This window comes from Mariniflexile sp., assembly GCF_052728615.1.
Genome location: NZ_JBFVFE010000031.1, coordinates 25,915 through 49,507 on the forward strand (window position 1 = coordinate 25,915; position 23,593 = coordinate 49,507).

The following is a 23,593-nucleotide window of genomic DNA, read 5'->3' on the forward strand; positions in this document are numbered from 1 at the left end:
CCGATAGGAGACATCGGGGTCTTAAAAAAAACATATTTAAAAATGGCACACGCACATAAATTAGAAATATTCAGGGGTTTGGTTAAGTTTAAATCGAACACCCAAAAAATTTGGGGAGTATTGATTTTCCTAACTATTGTAACCGCTGTTGAGGTTGGTTTGGGTATTTACAAACCAGAACCTTTATTGCATAAGTTTTTAGGAATGAAAACCTTAAACTGGATTTTCATTATATTGACTCTGGTAAAAGCATATTACATTACTTGGGATTTTATGCACATGCGCGATGAGGTAAAAGCTTTGAAACGTATGGTGGTATGGACCGCGATATTCCTTATTTTATATTTAATTTTCATCTTATTGCAAGAAGGCGGTTATATTGAAGGCATATATTCCACAGGATATATAAAAAGGGATTTTTAACTATATTTATTGAGCCTGTACCGAGTCTTTCAACTGAGCTCAAGATAAACCAAAGGCGAAGTGTTAAATAGAGATATTAAGGCGGTTTTTAAACCGCCATTTTTTATTTTTGCAGCACATTGGTTTTAAACGATATCAAAGATTTTTAATGGATTACAAAAAAGCAGGCCGGTATTTGGTTTTAGGGATTTTATTCTTTCTTCCGGTTACATTTTTATTGTTTTTATACCCTGCGACACATAATTACAAACCACTGGACATTGTAAATGATTCGGTGGTGGATTTGAACGGGTTCCATTCAAATTCCGGAGAAAAAATTGTTTTAAAAGATCACATTACGGTTTTAGGGTTTTTGGGAACACACCCTATGGACTATGCCATTACAGCATCTAATTTAAAAGAATTGGTTTATGATAACTTCAAGGGGTTTAAAAAGTTCCAAATAGTAATTGTCATGCCAATAGGCACCGAAACTGCGGTTGAGAAACTAAAAAGTGAAATAAATTCGTATGAAGATTTACGATTTTGGCATTTTGTTTTTGGCGAACCAAGTGAAATAAAAAAGATGTACACTAGTTTAAAAAGCAAAACAGATCTAAACGAAAACTTAGCAACCAATCAGGTATTTTTGATTGATAAAGATTTGAACCAACGTGGGCGCTTGGACGATAGAACCGATAATGAAATTGCAAAGAAAAAACCCGCCTATATTTTGAGTTCGTATGACTGTATTGAAGTAGCCGAAATTAAAAACAAAATGAGCGACGATTTGCGTATTTTGTTTACTGAATACCGACAAAAACGAAAAGGCGAATTTAATTCCGAAACCAGAAGAGCTAATGATTTAAAAGAACCGTCAAATTAAGTACACTCTTTATTTCTTTGTCTAGCTTCGTGTAAACCCAGTTAAAATAAGTGTAATAGTTATAATACAGCAGAAATACAATAAAAATTGTTTTTCAATTTAACCTTTGTCAAAAAAAATGTAATTTTGATTAAATACATGGATTATGGATTTACAAACTAGAAAACTCAACTTAATAACTTATTTAGCTCAAATTAAGGACGAATTATTTTTCGATAAATTGGAAAATTACATCCTAAAAAAAGAGATTGAACATAATACTGATTTAAAACCTTTTACTATTGAAGAGTTAATTAATAGAATTGAGAAATCTGAATTGGATTTTAAAAATGGAAAGATTAAAAGTCAGGAGGATTTAGAAAAAATTTCCGCCAATTGGTAAGAATGAAAATAGTTTGGACGGATTTTGCAATCACTAATTTAAAAGCCATTTTTGACTATTATGCAACTAAAGCAAATAAAAAAGTTGCCCATAGGATAAGAAAACGGATACTGAAATCTTCTAAACAATTGATAAATAATCCGAATTCTGGTCCGATGGAACAAAATCTGATAGGACTAAAGAAACACCACAGATATTTAGTGAGCGGAAATCACAAGTTGATTTACAGAATAATAGATAATCAAATCGTTATTAATGATGTTTTTGACACAAGACAGAATCCTTCAAAAATGATTGATGAAAAGCGCATTACGGAATAAATAGCTTCTGCTTGCTTGCTCGCTTACGAAAATCTTAGTGAATTTTCTATTTGGTTGTTATTTGATGAATTCCGTGTTTAACCATGCAACTAAATATTCACACGTTGAAGAAAGTTGAAAAGAGTTACACAAAGTGTTTTATGAAAAACATGGACAAAATATAAAAGATTCCTTCCTTCGAGGAAATGAAAAAAAATTAATTACATGAAACGAGCATGCTAAAAAGTTTATCACCCATGAGAATGCCTAATGGCGAACAGCATGTGACCGTTAAAAAACAAATATTATAGACACATGAAAAAAACTAATTATTCATACATAGGGATTGCATTGGTGATTCTGGTTTTTGGTATTTATTTCATCCCGAAAATTATAGACAGAATTGTTAATGATGATGTTGTTAGAAATGAAGGAGGCACCAAAATAACCAAAGATGATGCTCCAAAAAAACTTTCAGATTTGGCATTCATTGAAATTAACGATGCACCGAAAAAAGTACCGGCTTTTTCATTTACAAACCAAGATGGAAAAACCATTACCGATAAAGATTATGAAGGCAAGGTGTATGTTATAGAATTTTTCTTTACTACCTGCCCCACCATCTGCCCACGAATGAACGCCAACCTTATACAAATACAAAATGCATTTAAGGAATTTGAAAATTTTGGGGTGGCATCGTTCACCATAAATCCAGAAAACGATACGCCCGAAGTTTTAAAAACTTATGCCAATAAATACGGAGTAACAAACCCAAATTGGAATTTAATGACCGGGAATCAAACGGAAATATATAAACTCGCAAATGAAGGGTTTAATTTATACACAGCCAAAAACGGAACGGTTGAAGGCGGTTTTGAGCATTCAGGGAATTTTGCCTTAATTGATAAAAATGGCTATTTGCGTTCCAGAGTGGTGAATGGAAACCCCATTATTTTTTACAATGGTATGATTTCAGAAACTGAAAAAACAGATGAACAAGGCATGACAGAAGAAATTTCCGCCTTAAAAGAGGATATTAAAAAATTGCTCAATGAATGATCGAAACGAAATAATGGACGACAAAAAATACAATAAACTAATTGTAGCTTTGTCCGTTATCATACCAATTGCAGTGGCCATTTTATTTGGGGTTAGAATACCAAATGTAGAACCTTTATCTTACTTACCGCCCATTTATGCAACTATCAATGGATTGACCGCAGTGATCTTGGTCATTGCTTTTTTTGCCATAAAAAATAAAAACATTGTACTTCACGAAAATTTAATGACCACAGCTATTTGGTGTTCGGCGGTGTTTTTGATTTTGTACGTAGCGTATCACATGACGAGCGATTCTACAAAATTTGGCGGTGAAGGTGTTATTAAATACATTTATTATTTTATTCTGTTAACCCATATCTTGCTATCCATTATTGTTATTCCATTTGTACTTATAACGTATGTTAGAGCGATTACCAATAATTTTGAGAAGCATAAAAAAATTGCAAGAATAACATTTCCGATATGGCTTTATGTGGCAGTAACGGGTGTTATCGTTTATATTATGATTTTGCCTTATTATGTTAAGTAATAAAACCATGAAACACAAAACCCTCTTTTTTCTATGCTCTCTTTTCTTTTTTCTAGAAAAAGCAAACGCCCAATGCGCCATGTGCAGGGCGGTATTGGAAAGTGAGGAAGGGCAAACCGCTGCCAAGGGCATTAATGATGGCATTGTTTATTTAATGGCCATTCCGTATATATTAATTGCCGGCATCGGCTATTTTATTTATCACAAATACAAGACGTTAAAGAAATAATAAAAAGTTTTTTAACCCAAATATGTAACATTTCTTTGTCTTGTTAGTCTAACTTCTAAGCTTTAACGCTTTATTAACCAACCAAGAATAATGTTAGAAATAAATCAACTTCACAAATCCTATCCTATAGGAGATTCTAGTTTACATGTTTTAAAAGGTATTGATCTTTCAGTCAAGGAAGGAGAAATGGTCGCCATTATGGGCTCATCAGGTTCAGGGAAATCCACATTATTGAACATTATAGGCATGTTGGATGAGGCCGATTCTGGCGATTATATTTTAGATGGTTTGCCCATTAAAAACCTTACCGAAAAAAAAGCGGCCGTTTACAGGAACAAATTTTTGGGGTTTATCTTTCAATCCTTCAATCTTATCAATTATAAAAATGCGCTTGAAAATGTGGCACTTCCCTTGTATTATCAAGGTATGAAGCGTAAAGAGCGCCAAGAACTCGCCATGTTCCATTTAGAAAAAGTAGGTTTGGCAAATTGGGCGCACCATCTACCAAAGGAACTTTCAGGGGGTCAAAATCAGCGTGTCGCCATTGCCAGGGCATTAGCGGCAAACCCGAAATTATTGTTGGCCGATGAGCCTACCGGTGCATTAGACACCACCACGTCGCATGAAATTATGGAATTTATCCAACAATTGAATGATGAAGGGAAAACCATTCTAATAGTAACCCACGAAGAAGATATTGCCAACATGTGCAAGCGTATTGTGCGTTTGCGCGATGGGGTTATTATGGAAGACAAAAAAGTAGAACAAGTAAGGGTTAAACAGCATGTTTGATTTAGATCTTTGGCGCGAAATATTTCAGAGTATTAATAAAAACAGGACCCGAAGTTTGCTTTCTGGGTTCACCGTGGCATTTGCTATTTTATTGTTTACCATTCTTTTCGGCATTGCCAACGGACTTCAAAACACCTTTAAAGAAGCATTTGGCACCGATGCAAAAAATTCCATTGTCATATATCCTGGTACTACTACCAAAGCGAATAAGGGATTGCAGGCAGGAAGACGCATTCAATTTAAAAATGAGGAACGCACGTATATAAAGGAAGAGTTTGGAGATAAGGTCCAATTCATTACTTCAAAAGTAAACCTTACGGTGAACGCTTCTTATAGAGGGAAAAAGAACAGCTATCAGCTAAGAGGAATTCATCCGGAGTATATGTTCATTGAAAAAAATGAAGTAAAGGAAGGACGTTATATAAACCAAAACGATATTGACCATAAAAAAAAGGTAGTGGTTATAGGGAAAGTGGTTGATGATGATCTGTTTTCAAAAACAAGTGCCGTTGGTAAGTATATCAACCTTAGTGGCATTCCCTATCAAATCGTAGGAGTTTTCACTGATGAAGAAGGTTATAATGAAGAGAACGTTATCTACATGCCGCTTTCAACGGCGCAACAAGTGTACGGAAAACATGAAGACATCGATTTTTTACATTTAACCTATAATCCAGAAATGGATTCGGATGCAGCGTTGTTATTTGGTAATCAAATTACCAATAAATTAAAGGAACGTTTTTCTATAGCCAGTAGCGACCAAAGAGCTATTCGAGTCCAAAATATGGCACAAGGCACTAAGCAGGTGGATATTATGACTTCTGGTTTAACGGTCATTATTCTGGTAATTGGCTTCGGAACCCTCATCGCGGGTATTGTTGGCGTCAGTAATATTATGATTTTTATTGTAAAAGAGCGCACCAAGGAAATCGGTATCCGAAAAGCATTGGGAGCTTCGCCCAAATCGATCGTTTCCATTATCTTGATTGAATCCATACTTATCACCGCCATTGCAGGTTACATAGGTTTATTGATTGGTGTTGGGGTACTCGAACTTGTGGCCCCTAGTTTGGAAACGTATTTTATAAAAGACCCTGGGGTAAGCAATGGTTTGGTAATAGGCGCCACGGTTACGCTTATAAGTGCGGGTGCCATTGCGGGTTATTTACCTGCGGTAAAGGCATCAAAAATCAAACCCATAGTAGCTCTAAGAAACGATTAAGTATGTTCAGATTTTTAACAGATAGAGATACCTGGCAAGAGGTTTTTGATAGCTTTAGTAAAAACAAACTAAGGTCTATTTTAACCATGGTAGGTGTTTGGTGGGGTATTTTATTGTTGATAGGTTTGCTTGGTTCTGCGCGCGGTTTGGAAAATGCTTTTAATAGGCTGTTTGGCGATTTTGCAACCAACAGCATATTCATTATGGGAAATAGTACCAGTATGCCCTTTAAAGGGTTTCAAGAAGGCAGGCGGGTGCAATTGACCTTAACCGATATTAAAAAGGTTGAAGAGAACGTGCCCGGTATTGAGTTTGTAGTGCCAAGAAATATGAACCAAAGCCTGGTTGTTAGAAATTTTCTGTCTGGCAGGTTCAATATCATGGGCGATTACCCTATTTTGGATAAAGTCCAAAAGAAGAAATTGATACATGGAAGATTCATCAATCAAAACGATATTAAAGGCAGAAAAAAAGTAGCGGTCATCTCAGAGGATATTTATAAGCAACTCTTTGAAAAGGATGAGGATGCCATGGGCAAGTACATCCAAATAAACAGTATCAACTATAAAGTTATAGGTATTTTTCAAACCGGCGATGCTAATTTCGGGCCTTCTGAAGATATCCATATTCCGTTTTCTACCTTTCAGCAAGTTTATAATAGAGGGGATAAAATCGGCTTTTTAATGATAACGGGCAATCCGGAGTATGATATAAAACAAATAGAAGAAGATTCAAAATTACTCCTTAAAAACCTAAACAGCATCCATCCAGAAGATTCCCAAGCGTTTCGCAGTTTTAACTTAGGCAAAGAGTTTGCCAAATTAACAGGATTTTTATCGGGCATGCAGTTTTTAACCTGGTTTGTGGGCATTGCTACCCTTATAGCAGGCGTATTCGCCATTGGCAACATCTTGCTTATTGCCGTAAAAGAGCGGACGAAAGAAATAGGCGTACGCCGCGCCTTGGGAGCGACCCCTTTTGAAATTAAAAGACAAATAGTAGTGGAAGCGGTTTTTTTAACACTGGTTGCGGGTGTTTTCGGCATCATAACAGGTGGGTGGATATTGATTGCTTTAGACCATTTTTTCGGTCAAGGCGATGAGGCAACCTTGGTCAACGCATCGGTATCCATTGGTGTGGTATTTATTTCATTGGTAATATTAGTGGTTTTAGGAACTTTAATAGGATTGATACCAGCATTTAAGGCAACAAGCATAAAACCAATTGAAGCATTACGAGAAGAATAAACAATCAAAAAACCATGAACCTTCTATCACATTAGAAATAATAAGAATAACCAAATGAACAAAACAGTAAAAATCATTTTAGTATTAGTAGTTATCATACTATTGGCATTCGTATTAAAATACTTTAAGGATGCCAACTCCAAAGCCATTGAAGATTTTAAAGTGGAAGAACCTTTTTATACTTCAATAAGAACCAAAGCAGTGGCTACGGGAAAATTAAACCCAGAGGAAGAAATTGAATTAAAACCACAAATTTCGGGCATTGTCGATAAAATTTTGGTTGAAGAAGGTGACATCGTAAAAAAGGGCGACTTAATTGCTAAAATCAGGGTGGTGCCAAACGAGCAAAGTTTGGTAAGTGCAAAAAGTAGAATTGCATCTACTAAATTGGCGTATGATAATGCCAAGATTTCCTACGATAGAAATAAGACCTTATTTGACAAAGGGGTTATTTCAAGGCAAGATTATGAGAACAACGAACTGGCATTCAACCAAGCAAAGGAAAATTTGGCCCAAGCACAAAACGACTATCAAATTATTAAGCAAGGGTCCATTTCTCGCGGAAGTTCTGCAAATACCAATATTATTGCACAAATTTCAGGAACTATTTTGGAAATTCCTATTCGTGAAGGCGATCAAGTAATACAAAGCAATACTTTTAATGCAGGTACCACCATTGCCACCATTGCCGATATGAGCCACATGATTTTTGAAGGAAAAGTAGATGAGGCCGAAGTGGGCAAATTAAAAGAAGGCAAAGAAATAAAAGTGATACTGGGCGCCATTGGAGAAAAGGAATTCCCTGCTAAACTCACATTTGTGGCACCTAAGGGGCAAGAGGAAAATGGGGCGGTCCAGTTTACCGTGAAAGCCAATGTAACCATCGATTCCACTACCAATATTCGCGCAGGATACAGTGCCAATGCCGAAATAGATATTGAAGGTAAAGACAGCGTATTTGCTATTAAAGAAGCATTGTTGCAGTACAATAGAATTACAGAAAAACCTTTTGTTGAAGTACAAACCAGTCCTGGTAAATTTCAAAAAAAAGATGTAACCCTTGGTTTATCGGATGGGATAAATGTGGAGATTACCGATGGCATTAAAAAAGGCGACAAAATAAAAGTTTGGAACAAAGCTTCAAAAGATGACGAAGATAAAGATAAGAATGGTAAATAATTTCAGAAAGGTTCAGATGAAAAATTATAGTGCACTAATAGGGTTTCTGTTCGTATGCTTGTCCGTTTCTGGCCAAAACAAAAAATGGACCTTGCGGGAGTGTATAAATTATGCGCTGGAAAACAATATTACAGTAAAACAGGCAGAAAACACCTTATTGATTAACGACCAAGATATTATTGCTTCCAAAGGGCAGTTCTTACCTTCGGTAAGTGGTAGTATGGGGCAGCGAATGAGTATTGGTTTTGGAATCGATCAAACTACAAATGAAGTTGTTAACAACAATACAATTCACTCATTTAACTATAATTTAGGGATTAACCAAAACATTTTCAACGGCTTTAGAACCTTGAATCTATACAAACAATCGTTCTTAAACCAGAAAATCAACAATTTGGAATTGGCACGTATCAAAGATGATATTTCATTAAATGTAGTTAATGCGTATCTCAATATATTGTTCAATAAAGAGAATTTACAAACCGCCATGTCCCAATACAGTTTCTCCGAAAAACAATTAAAACAAGTTAAAGGTTTGGTAGATGCAGGCGTGCAACCAAAAGCCAGTTTTTTTGATGCAGAAGCCACTTTAAGCAGAGATGTACAACAGGTTACCATTGCTGAAAATAACGTGGACTTAGCATTGCTTAATTTGTCGCAATTGCTACAGATTGAATATGGGGGTTTTGATGTGGCCATCATTGATATTGATAACCCTGCTTCCGAACTATTGTACAGCAATATTAAGCCCATATTGAATTTTGCTTTACAAAATAGAGTTGAAATTAAAATAGCTGAAAAGAATATTGAAAATGCGGAATTGAATACCGAAATCTCAAGATCAGGGTATTTACCATCGGTAAATTTTGGCTATGGCTTTGGTTCTGTGTGGAGCGAATCGAAGAATGATTTTGTTAAACAAGCCTTTTTCAGGGAATTGGATTTGTTTAAAGGGCATAATCTTAATTTGAATGTTTCCATTCCAATCTTCTCCAGATTCCAAAATAAAACGGCCGTAGCAAAATCCAAAATCCAGGAAGATAACAGTAAGCTTAGTTTGGATCAGGCAAAATTGACTCTCGAATCCAATATCCAACGCGCCTTTACCGATGCGAAAGCGGCATTTAAAGCGTTTGAAGCAGCAAAAAAATCGTTGGCAGCCCAAGATCTGTCGTTTAGAAATACGGAAGAACGCTATAATATTGGTACGATGAACAATTTTGAATTGGAACAAGCCAGAATACAATTAATAAACGCTGAGGCTTCATTGATAAACGCTAAATATGATTTTGTTTTTAAAACAAAAGTTTTAGACTTTTACATGGGAAAACCTTTAACTAATTGATGGTATTTGAGTCCGTTCAGACCTGTCAGGTTTTTAAAACATAAGAGGTATATAAAAGCTTAGCACAAAAAAGCAATAAATTATAAGGTTTTTGAAACTTTATCAACAGTTTTTATAGTAAAATCTAAATCTTCATAAGACAAAGCATCGGTAATAAACCAAGTTTCAAAAGCACTTGGTGCAATATAAATACCTTCGTTGAGCAACCCATGAAAGAATTTTTTAAAAGTGTCATTATTACCTTTGGCCGCTGTTTCAAAATCCACCACTTCTGCTTCGTCAAAATGTACCGAAATCATGGAACCCACTCTATTTATAGTGTGTACAACCTTGTTTTCAGTTAAAACCTTGGCAATTCCTTTGTGTAAATAGGCGGTTTTTTCAGCTAAACGATTAAAAATTTCGTTGTCATTATTCAACTCGGTCAACATCGCCAAACCTGCAGCCATTGCCAGCGGGTTGCCGCTTAAAGTCCCTGCTTGATAAACAGGGCCTACAGGCGATAAGTGATTCATGATTTCACTTCTGGCAGCAAAAGCGCCCACGGGCAAACCGCCACCTATTACTTTTCCAAAACAGACAATATCAGCGGTTACACGAAACAATTCTTGTGCGCCTCCTTTTGCCAAACGAAACCCCGTCATAACCTCATCAAAAACTAACAATATATTGTTACTATCACACAACGTTCGCAAGGCTTGCAAAAAGCCTTCTTTTGGTGGCACACAGCCCATATTACCAGCTACGGGTTCAATAATGATACACGCTATATCGTTTTTGTTCGCTTCTATTACTTGCTTCAGGTTTTCAATATCGTTAAAACGTGCCAATAACGTATCTTTTGCAGTACCTTGTGTAACGCCTGGGCTATTTGGTGTTCCAAAAGTAACCGCGCCACTACCCGCTTGTATTAAAAACGAATCGCTGTGCCCATGATAACAACCGGCAAACTTGATGATTTTATCCTTTTTTGTAAACCCCCGTGCCAAACGAATGGCGCTCATACAGGCTTCGGTGCCGGAATTCACAAAACGTATTTTATCAATATTTGGCACCATCGAAACTGCCAATTCTGCAATTTGCGTTTCAATTTCGGTGGGCATACCAAAGGATGTCCCTTTTTTGGCTTTTTCAACAACCGCATCCACCACAGGTTTGTAGGCATGACCCAAAATCATGGGCCCCCAAGAATTTATATAATCAATCAAGCGGTTTCCATCTTCATCAAATAAATAAGCGCCTTTGGCTTCTTTTACAAAAATAGGCGTTCCTCCCACGCTTTTAAAAGCTCTTACGGGCGAATTCACCCCTCCGGGAATTACTTTTTCAGCTTCCAAAAACAAGGCACTACTTCTACTATAATTCATGAATTTTATTGATTTTTAATTTTAAGTCTTTGACCGACACTTAGCCCAGTATCGTTCAATCCGTTCAGTTGCTGCAACTCGTTTATGCTTATATTATATTTTTTTGAAATGGAATATAAGGTTTCGCCTTTTCCAACAATGTGTACGGTATTTGTTATGGGTGATTTAGTACCGGAAACCACTGCAATGGTATCTTCAGAGTTTCTATTTATTCTCAATTCCTGACCAATACTGAGCGATGAGCTTTTTAAATTATTCAAATCCTGTAGCTCCTTAACGGTGAGGTTAAACTTTTTTGAAATAGAATACATAGAATCGCCTTTTTCAACAAAATAAGTGGCCCCGGAATAAATGGGCTCTTCAAATTTTACGTAGGTATTTCCAAGAACTTCTTCGTCAAATTGGTTCAAACCATAGCGTTCTATCAAATCGATCAATTTGTCCGGATATTTTTTATCGGTAGCATATCCCGCTTTTCTCAGCTCTTTTGCCCAGCCTTTATAATCTTCTTTTTTAAGTTTGAACAATGCCGCATACCGCGAACGCTGGGATAAAAACAAGGAATGGTCCCTGTATGAATATTTAGCATCATTGTATTTTCTGAAACATTCCTGATCTGCATCATCATCATGGAAAATCCGCTCTCCCGTCCAGTCGTGGCACTTGATTCCGAAATGGTTATTAGCCTCTACAGAAAGCCTCCCTTTTCCAGAATTCGACTCTAAAATCCCTTGTGCAATGGTAATGCTTGCAGGAATACCGTACAAGCGCATTTCTTCTTGGGCAACGGTTTTAAAAGCAGCAATATAATCTTCGGTTGAAGCAATTTTAACGGCAACCCCATTTACCACCTCCTCAACTTCTTCTCCCACCTTTCGAGTTTCTTTTGGTAATTTCCGAATGGAAACTTGTTCCGTTCTTTGTTTGTTTGAAGTTTTTTTCTTTACGGCTACTTTTTTAGTGCCACAACTAAAAACGAAACAGGCCAACAAGCACAACATTATTATTCTTTTCATTACTCAATTATTGGTACATTTTTCTTTCTTAAAACAGCGTTCATTCCAGAGATGCCTTGTAAACCCCCTGTATGGATGGCCAATATTTTTGTTCCTTTCAGAAAATATCCCTTTTCAATCAAATCGAAAATGCCAAACATCATTTTTCCTGTATAAATAGGGTCTAACGGTATATTGTTATCCTTTTTAAACTGATTGATAAACGCCACTAATTCGGTATTTATTTTTGCATAGCCACCAAAATGATAATCGGCAATCAATTTCCAATTGTTTTTTGTTGCAAATTTAGTGATATCTTCTTGTAAAAAGCCCCCTTTTAACGCTGGAAATCCCAAAACTTGTTGACTGGGTTTTGAACAATTTATAAGTCCGGAAATAGTTCCGCCCGTTCCAACAGCACAACATATATATTCGAAATTTTTATCGTCTGCGTTCAAAATTTCCTCACAACCTTTAATGGCTAAATTATTGGTTCCCCCTTCTGGAATTAAATAAAAATCGCCGAACTCCGCTTGTAATTTTTCGATAAATTCGGTAGATGTTTTATCTCTATAATCTTCCCTTGAAACAAATTTGAGTTGCATGCCACATTGTTGCGCAAAACTTAAGGTTGGATTGTGGTTTGTGGAATCTTTTAATTCATTACCTCTTATGATGCCAATGGTTTTAAATCCTGAAATTTGACCAGCAGAAGCTACCGCAGCAATATGGTTTGAATAGGCACCGCCAAACGTAAGCACCGTTTTAAAACCCAGTTTGTTGGCTTCCAAAAGATTGTACTTTAGTTTTCTATATTTATTGCCCGATATAAAAGGATGTATTTTATCCTCGCGTTTTACAAACAACTCTATTCCTATGTTTTCAGGCAAACGTATCTTTTGATTTATGCTATGTTCCAGATTGAAAACCATGACTGCGAAGATACTTTAAAAAACTCCAAAATGTTCGTTGTTTTAAATAACCTAAATGCATTTCATTCAAATAAGCTTCCCGCTCAAATGAAATATTCCGATACGCCAGATGCCAATTTTTATATTGAAACAATCGTATTAAAAACTCAGTGCCGTAAATCAAATAAAAAGGAATTACCAATAGCTCCATCTGCTGTTTCAAATGGATCTTTTCATGGTTAATCAAGATTCTATTCAACTTTAAATCCTTCGATTTTAAAAAAACAAAAGGAAAAATGGTTAAACCCCAATAGCCTTTTGGCACCAAATATTTTGAAATAAAGATCATGTTCTGTAGCTTTCAAAAACCAATCCAAAATACATTATCTTTGTGTAAAGTGCCACAAATACACGAATAATTTCTATGGAAATACAATTGGTAAATTCGTGGCTTAAAAGAATAAAATTGAAAAAAATAATTCCCATTGAAGCAGGCGACTACTACTTAACCCACGAAGGCTACCGCTGTTTTACCGAGCAATACCATTTAAAAAGAGGCTATTGTTGTGAAAGCGGCTGCCGACATTGCCCGTACGGCTTTGATAATAAAACAAATAGTGTAAAGAACGCTACGTAATCAGCCACTATTTTAAAGTCTCTTGGTACGATTATTGCGGCTATATAATTAAAAAAAAAACGTATTCTGAACTAATTAAATTTATACTGCTATGAAAAATTTATTAAAACCCTTACTATTTTTAGCTTTGCTTCTTGCGGTAACCTCTTGCAGCTCTGTTAAAGTTGCAGCTGATTATGACAAAAACGCCAATTTTGGAACCTACAAAACCTTTGCGTTCTTTAAAACTGGCATTGACAAAGCCGAAATTAGCGATTTAGACAAGCGTAGAATTTTACGCGCTATTGAGGCAGAACTTTTAGCTAAAGGCTTCACAAAATCTGAAAACCCAGATTTATTGATCAGTCTGTTTACAAAATCGCAACAACGCGTGGACGTTTACAACAACTCTTGGGGCTACGGCGGCTGGGGTTGGGGAGGCTGGGGAGGCTACTACGGCCTAGGCTGGGGCTGGGGTGGCTACGGACCAGGTTGGGGCTGGGGCTGGAACCAACCTAGCGTGTCAACCACTACAGAAGGCACTTTATACATAGACCTTATTGATGCCAATAAAAAGGAATTGGTTTGGCAGGGTATGGGCACTGGCTACTTAAGTAAAAATATGGAAAAGAAAGATGAACGCATTAAAGAGTTTGTTTCTCAAATAATGGCAAAATATCCTCCGGGGATGACGAAATAATATATTTTTGAAAAGCAACTTGAGAGAGTTGCTTTTTTATTTAAAAACCGGAGCAAACACTTTCAGACACTTTCAGTAATTTAAGAACCTTTGTGCAACTTCGTGGAAATTTTGTGAATCTTTGTGGAATGATCATGGCACAAAACACACAAAGAAGGCACAAAAAATCACAAAGAAAAAACCACATCAAAAAAGAGTCCTTCAAAAGCAACATTACAAGCGCTTGCCCTAATTTAACACCACTTTTAAAAACCATTATATGTAGAATTTTATAGTACATCAGATGAATATCCCATAGTATAAAAACAAGTAATCCTGTTGACCCCTCCGCCTATCGGCACCTCCCCTTGAAAAAAGGGGAGGAATTATTCTGGAGTTTGTTTTTTAATCATTTGAGCTTAATTATATTTTTGTCATGTACTTAAATAGAATTCGTATTTTTACTTAAACCAAGTTTTATAAAAATAATGTCCAACTCCATAGAATCAAACCCTATATTAAATCGCTTGCCCAAGCATTTGTTGCAGTTTATCAAACCTCAAAACTATGCCGATTATTCAGCAATAGACCAAGCGGTGTGGCGTTATGTGATGCGAAAAAATGTCGATTTTTTAAAAACCGTGGCACACGAATCATATATAGATGGTTTAAAACAAACAGGTGTTTTGGTTGATAGCATCCCGAATATGTATGGAATGAACCGTATTTTAAAAGATATAGGTTGGGCGGCAGTAGCGGTTGATGGGTTTATTCCCCCAAATGCGTTTATGGAATTTCAGGCTTATAATGTGCTGGTTATTGCCAGTGACATCAGGCAATTGGAACATATTGGATACACGCCTGCTCCAGATATTATTCATGAAGGCGCAGGACATGCACCCATTATAGCAAACCCAGAATATGCGGAGTATTTACGCCGATTTGGGGAGATTGGTTGTAAAGCCATATCATCGGCTAAAGATCATGAACTGTATGAAGCTGTTAGGTATTTATCCATTATCAAAGAAGCACCCAATACAGATGAAAAAGCTATCGCTTTCGCAGAAAAAAAAGTGGAAGACTTACAAAACAATATGGGTGAACCCAGTGAAATGGCACTCATTAGAAATTTACATTGGTGGACGGTGGAGTATGGCTTGATTGGAACTTTGGAAAACCCGAAGATTTATGGTGCTGGTTTATTATCATCCATTGGTGAAAGTGCTTGGTGCATGACTGATGACGTTAAAAAACTGCCTTATACTATTGAAGCGACTTATAAAGATTTCGATATTACAAAACCGCAACCCCAACTTTTCGTTACACCGGATTTTGCACATTTAAGTTTGGTCTTGGAAGAATTTGCCAACACGATGGCAGTGCGGAAAGGTGGACTTTCCGGTGTTACAAAATTAATTAGATCTGAAGCCTTGGGAACCGTTGAGTTAAGTACCGGACTTCAAATTTCAGGTGTTTTTACCCATGTAATTGAAGCTAAGGGAAACCCTATTTATATTCAAACCAGTGGCGAAACCGCTTTATCATACCGAGAAAAAGAACTGGTTGGCCATGGCAAAAGCACGCATAAAAACGGCTTTGGGTTGCCCATTGGAAAGCTTAAAGGCATTAATTTGGCAATTGAAGCCATGAGTCCGCGCGATTTAAGAGCTTATAACATTTACGAAGAAAAAAACGTCACTTTGGAATTTGAAGGTGGCATTACGGTTTCGGGAGATATTATTACAGGCAAAAGAAATCTACAAGGAAAAATAATCCTTATCAGTTTTAATAAGTGTACGGTTAAACATGGCGATACCGTTTTATTTAAACCAGAACAGGGTATTTATGATATGGCGATTGGGAAAAATATTGTTTCAGCTTTTTCTGGACCTGCCGATTTAAATAGTTTTGATTTAATTACGCATGTCCCTTCATCAAAAACCATTCACATTAAAAAAACGAGTGGGCAACAAAAATTAGAAACCCTTTACCAACAAGTTAGGGATTATAGAGAAGGTAAAAACAGAACCATTTCAAGAACCAAAGTATTGGAAGCGCTCATTGAAAACCATCCAACGGATTGGCTATTGCCAGTAGAATTATATGAATTGGCATTTATAGGCAATGAAACTAAACTTTGTGAAGCTATTTTAAATCATTTGGAAACCATAAAGCAGAACAAACCCGAAGTAGGGAGATTGATTGATGATGGTTTGGGGATTGTGATGAAAAAGATAAAAGTTGATTGAGGTATTTGGTTATTGGGTTATGAGGTTATAAGCTTATTTCACTAAATAACTCAATAACAATTAACCTTATCACTTTTTTAAAATTACCTAAACCGCTTCAAGGTATTTTTAGTAAACTTACTCAGCACCAAAGCACCACTAATTTTGGCGCGTTCGCTTAAAAGCGTATCCCAGTGCTGCGTGCCTTCCCAAAAAACAGATTTCATTTGTTTTAAAGCTACTGGATTATAACCGCTTAGCTTTTCAGCCAATTCTTTTACGGCTTCATCCAATGCCTCAACCGTTTCAAAAACATCGGCGTACAATCCTTTATTTTTTGCCCATTCCGCAGAAAAAAAAGTTTCGGCATCTATAGTCATTTGCGACATGGCCGTTAGACCGATTTTTCTTGATACCGCAGGCTCGATTACAAAAGGGCCGATACCAATACTTAATTCACTTAACCTAATGGAAGCATATTTAGTTGCCAAACAATAATCGGTTGCAGCCGCTAAACCAACACCACCGCCAACGGTTTTTCCTTGTACACGCCCGATTATGAGTTTTGGACAAGTTCGCATCGCATTGATAACATTGGCAAAACCAGAGAAAAAAGCTTTTCCTTGTTCCGCATCATTTACCGCCATTACCTCATTAAAACTGGCACCGGCACAAAACGTGCGGTCGCCACCGCTTTTTAAAACGATCACATGAATGGCTTCGTTATTGCCAGCCTCTTCAATGGTTGTTTTTAGCTGTAGCAAAATAGCACTGGGCATGGAGTTTCTATTCGGATGGAAAAACTCAATATATCCCACGCTGTTTTTAATGTTTAAGGTCACGTAAGGTTCAATCATTGTAAAGCCATTTTACTTATTTTTTAAAGGTTGAATATACATAAAATTATAATGACATATAAAGCTGCTTATGTTACTTTCACATTAAAAATTTTAAAGTAATTTGCATGATGGCTCATCTCCTGCAAGGTTTTACAGACAAAAGTGTTCGGAAGTTAAAAAACCTAGCCGTATATTTAAGCCCTCCTAATTTCGATAAATCGAAATTTGTCCTCCCTTGAAAAAAGGGAGAAAATTAGATACGGGTAAATTTTTAGAAAAAATAAAATTATGGGATTATTGGATTTTTTATTTGGAAACAAAAAAGATCGTATCAAAGACTTTCAATCGAGGGGCGCTATTATAATTGATGTACGCACTAAAGCTGAATATGAACAAGGTGCCATTACTGGTTCTAAACACATTCCGTTGCAAAGCATAGCATCCAAAATAGCTGAAATTAAAAAAATGAATAAACCCGTTATTACGTGCTGTGCCAGTGGGATGCGTTCTGGCAATGCGGCCCGTATTTTAAAAAGCCATGGCATTGAAGCTATAAATGGTGGCGGTTGGCAAAGTCTAAAATCAAGAATTTCGGGGTAAGCCCAAGGGTATCAAAACCCACTGGCGGGAACAAAAAATTACAATTTTAACGATTGTAACGCTTCCTCATTTTTAATTTGCACTTGGTTGTATTGCAAAGTCCAGCCCAAAGAATTTGTGAGAATATAGAATTTGGATAACTCGCTTATCAATCTGTTTTTAGCATTTGATTTAATTTCGGAATTTTCCAGTTTTTTGATCAGGGATTTTTTTATGGTTTCTTTAATGTCGTTATAATCCTTGGCTTCAAAAGCATTGAAATAATCAGCTTGAATATCATAATACTCCAAGTCTGGATTTATTTTTATCTCTTCCTTCGGAATACTTAAAATAGTCAATGTTTTGGTTTTCTCATCAATTTTGTATTCAATAAGACTTAAGTCATACGACACAAACACATCGGCATTTACCACTACCAAGGCTTTCTTTTCCGAAGTAAAAAAAGGCCCTAAAATGGCTTTGGAGTTTCTATAATTAAAAACCTGACTAAAATGCCCTTCGGTAACGATGAGCTTTCCAACATTCTTTATTTGTTCTTGGATAAGTGCAGAACTTTCTTGAAGCACTATTTTGTCTTCTCTCTTAGAATCGCAGTATTTAAACGTGAGCACCAGCACTATGGCCACTAATGCTCCCAATAGAATTTTTCGCATGGTGCTAATGTAAATAAAAAAACATTAGTTTGCTTCGACATTGAAGCCATTTATAGCCGAAAACTTCACGGTAAGATCTTTAAAAAAAGACAACTTTTCTTTTACCGCGTTTATTAAAAACGTATTGTCATCTTGTTATCTGCAATGGTAATATCTCTGGTTATTTTGAAAAGACGGTTAAAAAGTGTTTTGTACAAATCTTCAACCAACAACAATTTTTCCTTGGCTGTTTGTAGCTTAAGGCTTTCGTTGAATATATTTTTTTGCAATAAAAAATTTCTTGAAACCGACTATCCTCGAGGCAGTCCCGATAGAGTTATCCGGACATAGAGGTATTTCGCCGTCCCGAAAGCTATCGGGATTATATTTTGCCCCACCCGGAATTGCTAAAAAGCAATTCCAACCTCCCCAAAGGGGAGGTAAATTCGGAAACCCCACCATTAAAAAAATAAGCGGATTTAAAGCTGAAATTGAACGTATAAAAAAAACACCAACCACCAATCTTTTTATGGATTGAGTGCGTTGATGTTTTTGATATGAACTGATTAATAGCATAATAAATTTAACTTAATAACTTGAACCTCAACCAATTTTTTCGATAAAACGTTATTAAAAAAGATTAAGCGCAATAATGTTGTTTATCACGCCCAATCTAACAAATCTTAACAACAAGGTTTGTTTTTGAAGGCTATAAGCGTAAATGGTTTTGTTGTTTGCCTTGTAATATAATACAGCCACAATCTCATCCACTTGGTATTCTGGCTTTTTATCTTTAAGCAGAATTTCTTTGTCCACTTTACCAGTTTACTGGTATCTTTATTTGCTTTAACCAATCCAACATTAATATTTGCACCTGGATTATAGGAAAGCTCTGGTGCTTCTGTTTTTTTGAGCTATTGCTATGTTCGGCGTTAAAATCCTACTAAAAGTAAAATACATTGGTTTAAATTTCCCATTGTTGATTTTATTTTATTAACAATCAAAAATTGCAACTTTAATAAAATGAAACCCATACGGCGAATGACATATATTTTAATGAAGTGGTACTGAAAAAAGAAAGGTTGCCTTAGTTAAGACAACCTTTAACCAAGACAACCTTTTAAAAAATGTAATAGAATAACTTTCTTGCAAAAATTAATCCCTCAATAATTGAATTCCAATACATTATGATATTAAATATGCGCAAAACTCTATTTGAGAGTTATAGAGTATGCTATTTAATAATTAGTTATGTAAACATATTGATAAAAATCCAAAGCTAGCTGATACACAGTATGTCTCAAATATTTTTTTAAAGGAATCAATAAGAATTTAAGCAAATCAGTAAGATTTAAATGGGGAAAGTAAAATTGATTTTTAATGCTATTTTTTTAAATCTACATATAAATATGCGCCGTTTAAAAATAGGCAAATAAAAAAAGGTTGCCTTTTTCTGAACTCAGGAATCTTTGTGATCCCGAGCCATTGGTACCATTAATAACAAAAAGAGGCAGAGTATCAGGAGAAATAAAAAATCATTAAAAATAAGCCCCTTCAATGACTTCTCTCCTTTTTTTAAGGAGAGAGCCTGTACCGAATTTTCGGTATGCCGATAGGCAGAGGGATTGAACGGGAATAATTATTTTGATAATGTGGGATATGTTTTTTGTGTACTGACCCGAAAAAGATTAAAAAAATTGTCAATTATCAATCGCAAACCAAAAATCTAATATATATTTGCACCGTTCTCAAAAAAGGGGTGCTTTTTTTGATTGACGATTATTAGATTGACGAATTACGATGTTAAAATCCGTAAATCAACAATTGTAAATCGTAATTAAAAACGGCTGAGATCATACCCATTGAACCTAGAACAGGTAATGCTGTTTAGGAAAGGCGATAATCGCCACTTAGATATAATAGCGTCAATGCAAGAAGTTTAAAATACAACAAAGCAATCTTTCGATATTAATTCTAAAAAATCATTTATTAACAACGAAGAATAATTACCTCTTTTTATTCGATTATAACATCATAATCGTATGAAATCGACTTTAAAAAAGTTATTCTTAAATTCCACAAACAATAAATTTTTTAAAAAAAGATTCAGTTTTGGCTTTCAAAATAGCATCTTCAAAATTAAAAATTTATTCGCATTTTTGTCATTCCTTCGAATCCCGATAGCTATCGGGAAGGAATCCTATCAAAAGAAAGCACTAAGTTTATTTGCTTTTTCAATCTTATTAAGTGCAAACGCACAAAATCAAGTTCAACAAGATTCAACCAAAGTCCAAACATTAGACGAAATTCTTTTGTCTGCCACAAGGGCAAAACCCAAAACACCTGTGGCGTTTTCAAACATCACAAAAAAGGAATTGGAATCTCGAAACCTAGGGCAAGATTTACCTATTTTATTAGACCAATTGCCCTCTGTGGTCACCACCAGTGATGCTGGCGCAGGGGTTGGTTATACGGGCATACGCGTTCGTGGTACCGATGCCACCCGTGTAAATGTTACCATTAACGGTATTCCTTATAACGATTCGGAAAGTCAAGGCACTTTTTGGGTAAATATGCCCGATTTCGTATCGTCCGTCGAAGATATCCAGTTGCAGCGTGGTGTGGGAACCAGTACCAATGGTTCGGGAGCGTTTGGGGCGAGTTTAAACTTAAAAACCTTGGAACCATCGTCTGATGGCTATGCAACTACCACTCATGCCATTGGGTCCTATGGCACCCGAAAGCATACTATAAGTTTGGGTTCTGGTTTAAAGAACAATTTTTATGCTGAAGGGCGTTTGTCTAAAATCAATAGTGATGGTTATATAGACAGAGCCTTTTCAGATTTATCGTCCTTTTATGTCGAAACGGGCTTTTTAGATAAAAAAACCGCTGTGAAGGCGATTGTTTTTGGAGGAAAGGAAAAAACCTATCAATCGTGGTACGGTACGCCCGAAGCCGTTGTTAATGGCGATGCCGATGCGATCCAGGCATTTATAGACAGAAACTATTCCACGCAGGCAGAAGCCGATAATCTTTTAAATTCCGGCCGTACTTATAATTACTATACCTATGATAATGAGGTTGATAATTATGGGCAAACCCATTACCAATTACATCTTTCACATCAATTTGATGCGCATTTTTCTGCCAATATCTCTGGCAATTACACCCGTGGAAAAGGATACTTTGAGCAATATAAAGACGATGAGGAAGTGGGTGATTATTTTCCTGATAGTCCCGACGCCTCGGAAGCAGGCGACGTGATTAGAAAGCGTTGGTTGGACAACGATTTTTATGCCATTGTTACCTCGTTTAATTATAAAAGGAACCACTTAAACCTGTATTTAGGAGGAGGTTTTAATAAATATGACGGTGACCATTTTGGTGAATTGATTTGGGATTCCTTTCCCGTTTCCATCCCAATCCGTAGCGATTATTATAGGAGTATAGGGAAAAAACGCGACTACAATACCTATTTAAAAGCCGAATATACCATCAATTCCAAATGGTTTGCTTTTGCAGATGTGCAATACAGGCTTGTAGATTATAAAGCCAATGGGCTAAGTTCAGATTTATTAAATATAGCTGTTAACCAAACGTATGATTTTTTCAACCCAAAAGCAGGGTTGACCTACACAATTAATAATTATAATTCCATATACGGTTCTTTCGCAGTAGCCAACCGAGAGCCAAACAGGGACGATTTAACCAAAAACCCTGTATTGCCAAAACCAGAGCGGTTATACGATTATGAGTTTGGATATAAATTGAAAACACCTATGTATTATGCCACGGCAAATGTGTATTATATGGACTATAAAGACCAGTTGGTTTTAACAGGTGATCTTGATAATGTGGGCGACCCCATCCGTATCAATGCAGATAAAAGTTATAGATCAGGAATAGAATTACAATTGGGTTTTAAATTTTCCGATAACCTTAGAATAGACGCCAATGCTACATTCAGTGAAAACAAAATTAAAGCGTTTGATTATGTGGTGTACGATACACAGTATGACCCCGTTACTTTTGAAACTATTTCTTATAATGCTATCACAACAGCTTACAAAAATACGGATATTTCATTTTCCCCAAGTACCATTGCCGGAGGAACGCTAACTTTTTCACCTATCACAAACCTAAATCTTGGTTTTATTTCTAAATATGTGGGCAAGCAATATTTAGATAATACGTCCAGCGACAGTAAAAGCATGGAAGCGTATTTTGTAAATAACTTGAGTGCCTCATTCAAATTACAACCTTCGTGGATAAAAGAGATGGCATTCCATCTTCTGGTCAATAATATTTTTAATAGCGAGTATGTGTCAAATGGTTATACATACAGTTATTTTTATAGGCCCCAAGGTACAACCGATGGTGCCATTACCGAAAACTTTTACTACCCACAGGCAACCACAAACTTTTTAGTTGGGGTTACGCTGAAGTTTTAATTAGTAATTTACAATTTAAAGAAAGATAGCGATTCCCAAAAGAGTCGCTTTTTTTTTTGGCTGATTACTATCGGGATGGAATTTTCATTTTTTGGAATTTTACTACCTTGAAGGCTCAGTCCCCAGGTATTTTAATCGTTGTAAACCCTAATTACAGAACCCATTACTTCAACATTATAACGTATTAATGGATAATTGCCCGTGGTTCCTTCTCTTTTTATACCATTTAAAATGTCATACGAATTACCATCATCACAATCACAGGTAGCTATAATGCCTGCTACACTTAGTTTCGAGCAAGTACTAATGGCATGGTTGGGATCTGTTATCTCAAAAGCATTATAATTGGTGCCCCCAGCATAATAAAGAACCAGCCCATTAATTCCATAAGGACTGTCCAATATCACAAAATTACCCGCAAATTTTAACTGACTGAATTGTGGTAAATTAGTATTGATCAAACTACCCGTATTAAATTTATAATTTGGCAAATAGGGGTTCTTTACAATATCATCATTGGCACTGCAACCCACTAAAAAAACGACGCAAATAGTGTATAAAAATGACTTCATATTTAATAATATATTAGTTTTCATGTGTTTAATTTTATTGTTTTTTTATTGGTCATCCCGATAGCTATCGGGACTGTTCGCTATTAATCATTTCGTTGGGTGATAATGCTTTTAACATGCTCGTTT

General features: G+C 36.0%; 26 protein-coding genes. 17 read left to right on the top strand and 9 right to left on the bottom strand.

Features of this window, described 5'->3' with window-relative positions; genetic code table 11:
- The first annotated feature begins 42 nt into the window (after nt 1-42).
- From ACU1LP_RS12280 to ACU1LP_RS12335, 12 genes are all read left to right on the top strand, one after another.
- On the top strand, nt 43-423 hold the full coding sequence (locus tag ACU1LP_RS12280) for a cytochrome C oxidase subunit IV family protein (protein ID WP_445736400.1): 381 nt from the start codon (nt 43-45) through the stop codon (nt 421-423).
- Between the two features lie 148 nt (nt 424-571).
- Complete coding sequence (locus ACU1LP_RS12285) at nt 572-1,288, top strand: hypothetical protein (RefSeq protein WP_445736401.1); 717 nt, start codon at nt 572-574, stop codon at nt 1,286-1,288.
- A 145-nt stretch (nt 1,289-1,433) separates the two neighbouring features.
- Nucleotides 1,434-1,670 carry a hypothetical protein gene (locus ACU1LP_RS12290; RefSeq protein WP_445736402.1) on the top strand — a complete coding sequence of 79 codons (237 nt, stop codon included), beginning with the start codon at nt 1,434-1,436 and terminating at the stop codon, nt 1,668-1,670.
- A 2-nt stretch (nt 1,671-1,672) separates the two neighbouring features.
- Nucleotides 1,673-1,990 carry a type II toxin-antitoxin system RelE/ParE family toxin gene (locus ACU1LP_RS12295; protein ID WP_445736403.1) on the top strand — a complete coding sequence of 106 codons (318 nt, stop codon included), beginning with the start codon at nt 1,673-1,675 and terminating at the stop codon, nt 1,988-1,990.
- Between the two features lie 294 nt (nt 1,991-2,284).
- Entirely contained in the window at nt 2,285-3,028 is a 744-nt protein-coding gene (locus tag ACU1LP_RS12300; RefSeq protein WP_445736404.1) for an SCO family protein, read from the top strand.
- Entirely contained in the window at nt 3,021-3,560 is a 540-nt protein-coding gene (locus ACU1LP_RS12305) for a DUF420 domain-containing protein (protein WP_445736405.1), read from the top strand. The genes ACU1LP_RS12300 and ACU1LP_RS12305 overlap by 8 nt, the downstream gene beginning before the upstream one ends.
- A gap of 7 nt (nt 3,561-3,567) precedes the next feature.
- Nucleotides 3,568-3,789, top strand: coding sequence for a hypothetical protein (locus tag ACU1LP_RS12310; protein ID WP_445736406.1), 222 nt, complete (start codon nt 3,568-3,570; stop codon nt 3,787-3,789).
- A 90-nt stretch (nt 3,790-3,879) separates the two neighbouring features.
- A complete protein-coding gene (locus tag ACU1LP_RS12315; RefSeq protein WP_445734957.1) occupies nt 3,880-4,581 on the top strand; it encodes an ABC transporter ATP-binding protein in 702 nt (233 codons plus the stop codon).
- Nucleotides 4,574-5,803 (top strand): ABC transporter permease, encoded by a 1,230-nt coding sequence (locus tag ACU1LP_RS12320; protein ID WP_445733319.1) that lies wholly within the window; start codon nt 4,574-4,576, stop codon nt 5,801-5,803. Before ACU1LP_RS12315 ends, ACU1LP_RS12320 begins: the two co-directional genes overlap by 8 nt.
- A gap of 2 nt (nt 5,804-5,805) precedes the next feature.
- The gene (locus ACU1LP_RS12325; RefSeq protein WP_445733318.1) at nt 5,806-7,050 is read left to right on the top strand and encodes an ABC transporter permease; all 1,245 of its coding nucleotides are present in this window, start codon (nt 5,806-5,808) and stop codon (nt 7,048-7,050) included.
- A gap of 54 nt (nt 7,051-7,104) precedes the next feature.
- Nucleotides 7,105-8,229, top strand: a complete 1,125-nt coding sequence (locus ACU1LP_RS12330; protein WP_445736407.1) for an efflux RND transporter periplasmic adaptor subunit — start codon at nt 7,105-7,107, stop codon at nt 8,227-8,229.
- 16 nt (nt 8,230-8,245) lie between these two features.
- Nucleotides 8,246-9,574 carry a TolC family protein gene (locus ACU1LP_RS12335; RefSeq protein WP_445736408.1) on the top strand — a complete coding sequence of 443 codons (1,329 nt, stop codon included), beginning with the start codon at nt 8,246-8,248 and terminating at the stop codon, nt 9,572-9,574.
- An 80-nt stretch (nt 9,575-9,654) separates the two neighbouring features.
- Here ACU1LP_RS12335 and hemL read toward each other — a convergent pair whose 3' ends face one another.
- Genes hemL through ACU1LP_RS12355 form a run of 4 tightly spaced genes read right to left on the bottom strand, consistent with a single transcriptional unit; the run spans nt 9,655 to nt 13,196 of the window.
- Complete coding sequence (hemL, locus tag ACU1LP_RS12340; protein ID WP_445736409.1) at nt 9,655-10,941, bottom strand: glutamate-1-semialdehyde 2,1-aminomutase; 1,287 nt, start codon at nt 10,939-10,941, stop codon at nt 9,655-9,657.
- A 5-nt stretch (nt 10,942-10,946) separates the two neighbouring features.
- Nucleotides 10,947-11,957 carry a glucosaminidase domain-containing protein gene (locus ACU1LP_RS12345; RefSeq protein ID WP_445736410.1) on the bottom strand — a complete coding sequence of 337 codons (1,011 nt, stop codon included), beginning with the start codon at nt 11,955-11,957 and terminating at the stop codon, nt 10,947-10,949.
- Nucleotides 11,957-12,868, bottom strand: a complete 912-nt coding sequence (locus tag ACU1LP_RS12350) for a 1-aminocyclopropane-1-carboxylate deaminase/D-cysteine desulfhydrase (protein ID WP_445734927.1) — start codon at nt 12,866-12,868, stop codon at nt 11,957-11,959. The genes ACU1LP_RS12345 and ACU1LP_RS12350 overlap by 1 nt, the downstream gene beginning before the upstream one ends.
- Nucleotides 12,846-13,196, bottom strand: coding sequence for a hypothetical protein (locus tag ACU1LP_RS12355; protein ID WP_445734926.1), 351 nt, complete (start codon nt 13,194-13,196; stop codon nt 12,846-12,848). The genes ACU1LP_RS12350 and ACU1LP_RS12355 overlap by 23 nt, the downstream gene beginning before the upstream one ends.
- A gap of 117 nt (nt 13,197-13,313) precedes the next feature.
- Here ACU1LP_RS12355 and ACU1LP_RS12360 point away from each other — a divergent pair, with 117 nt between their 5' ends.
- From ACU1LP_RS12360 to ACU1LP_RS12370, 3 genes are all read left to right on the top strand, one after another.
- Nucleotides 13,314-13,484 (top strand): DUF5522 domain-containing protein, encoded by a 171-nt coding sequence (locus ACU1LP_RS12360; RefSeq protein WP_445734925.1) that lies wholly within the window; start codon nt 13,314-13,316, stop codon nt 13,482-13,484.
- A 91-nt stretch (nt 13,485-13,575) separates the two neighbouring features.
- A complete protein-coding gene (locus ACU1LP_RS12365; RefSeq protein WP_445736411.1) occupies nt 13,576-14,163 on the top strand; it encodes a DUF4136 domain-containing protein in 588 nt (195 codons plus the stop codon).
- Nucleotides 14,164-14,630: 467 nt separating this feature from the next.
- Nucleotides 14,631-16,391: an aromatic amino acid hydroxylase gene (locus ACU1LP_RS12370; RefSeq protein WP_445734758.1), complete on the top strand. Its 1,761-nt coding sequence runs from the start codon at nt 14,631-14,633 to the stop codon at nt 16,389-16,391.
- Nucleotides 16,392-16,474: 83 nt separating this feature from the next.
- Here ACU1LP_RS12370 and ACU1LP_RS12375 read toward each other — a convergent pair whose 3' ends face one another.
- Complete coding sequence (locus ACU1LP_RS12375; protein ID WP_445736412.1) at nt 16,475-17,227, bottom strand: enoyl-CoA hydratase/isomerase family protein; 753 nt, start codon at nt 17,225-17,227, stop codon at nt 16,475-16,477.
- A gap of 270 nt (nt 17,228-17,497) precedes the next feature.
- On the opposite strand from ACU1LP_RS12375, the gene ACU1LP_RS12380 reads away from it, so the two are divergent.
- Nucleotides 17,498-17,809: a rhodanese-like domain-containing protein gene (locus tag ACU1LP_RS12380; protein WP_445736413.1), complete on the top strand. Its 312-nt coding sequence runs from the start codon at nt 17,498-17,500 to the stop codon at nt 17,807-17,809.
- 38 nt (nt 17,810-17,847) lie between these two features.
- On the opposite strand, the gene ACU1LP_RS12385 is transcribed toward ACU1LP_RS12380, so the two are convergent.
- From ACU1LP_RS12385 to ACU1LP_RS12395, 3 genes are all read right to left on the bottom strand, one after another.
- Nucleotides 17,848-18,462, bottom strand: coding sequence for a DUF4230 domain-containing protein (locus tag ACU1LP_RS12385; RefSeq protein WP_445733190.1), 615 nt, complete (start codon nt 18,460-18,462; stop codon nt 17,848-17,850).
- Between the two features lie 113 nt (nt 18,463-18,575).
- The gene (locus ACU1LP_RS12390) at nt 18,576-18,731 is read right to left on the bottom strand and encodes a hypothetical protein (RefSeq protein ID WP_445736414.1); all 156 of its coding nucleotides are present in this window, start codon (nt 18,729-18,731) and stop codon (nt 18,576-18,578) included.
- A gap of 340 nt (nt 18,732-19,071) precedes the next feature.
- Nucleotides 19,072-19,257, bottom strand: coding sequence for a hypothetical protein (locus ACU1LP_RS12395; protein ID WP_445733188.1), 186 nt, complete (start codon nt 19,255-19,257; stop codon nt 19,072-19,074).
- Nucleotides 19,258-20,600: 1,343 nt separating this feature from the next.
- Between ACU1LP_RS12395 and ACU1LP_RS12400 the strand changes: the two genes are divergently transcribed.
- Complete coding sequence (locus ACU1LP_RS12400) at nt 20,601-22,895, top strand: TonB-dependent receptor (protein WP_445736415.1); 2,295 nt, start codon at nt 20,601-20,603, stop codon at nt 22,893-22,895.
- A 131-nt stretch (nt 22,896-23,026) separates the two neighbouring features.
- On the opposite strand, the gene ACU1LP_RS12405 is transcribed toward ACU1LP_RS12400, so the two are convergent.
- Nucleotides 23,027-23,491: a hypothetical protein gene (locus tag ACU1LP_RS12405; protein ID WP_445733083.1), complete on the bottom strand. Its 465-nt coding sequence runs from the start codon at nt 23,489-23,491 to the stop codon at nt 23,027-23,029.
- Nucleotides 23,492-23,593: the final 102 nt, after the last annotated feature.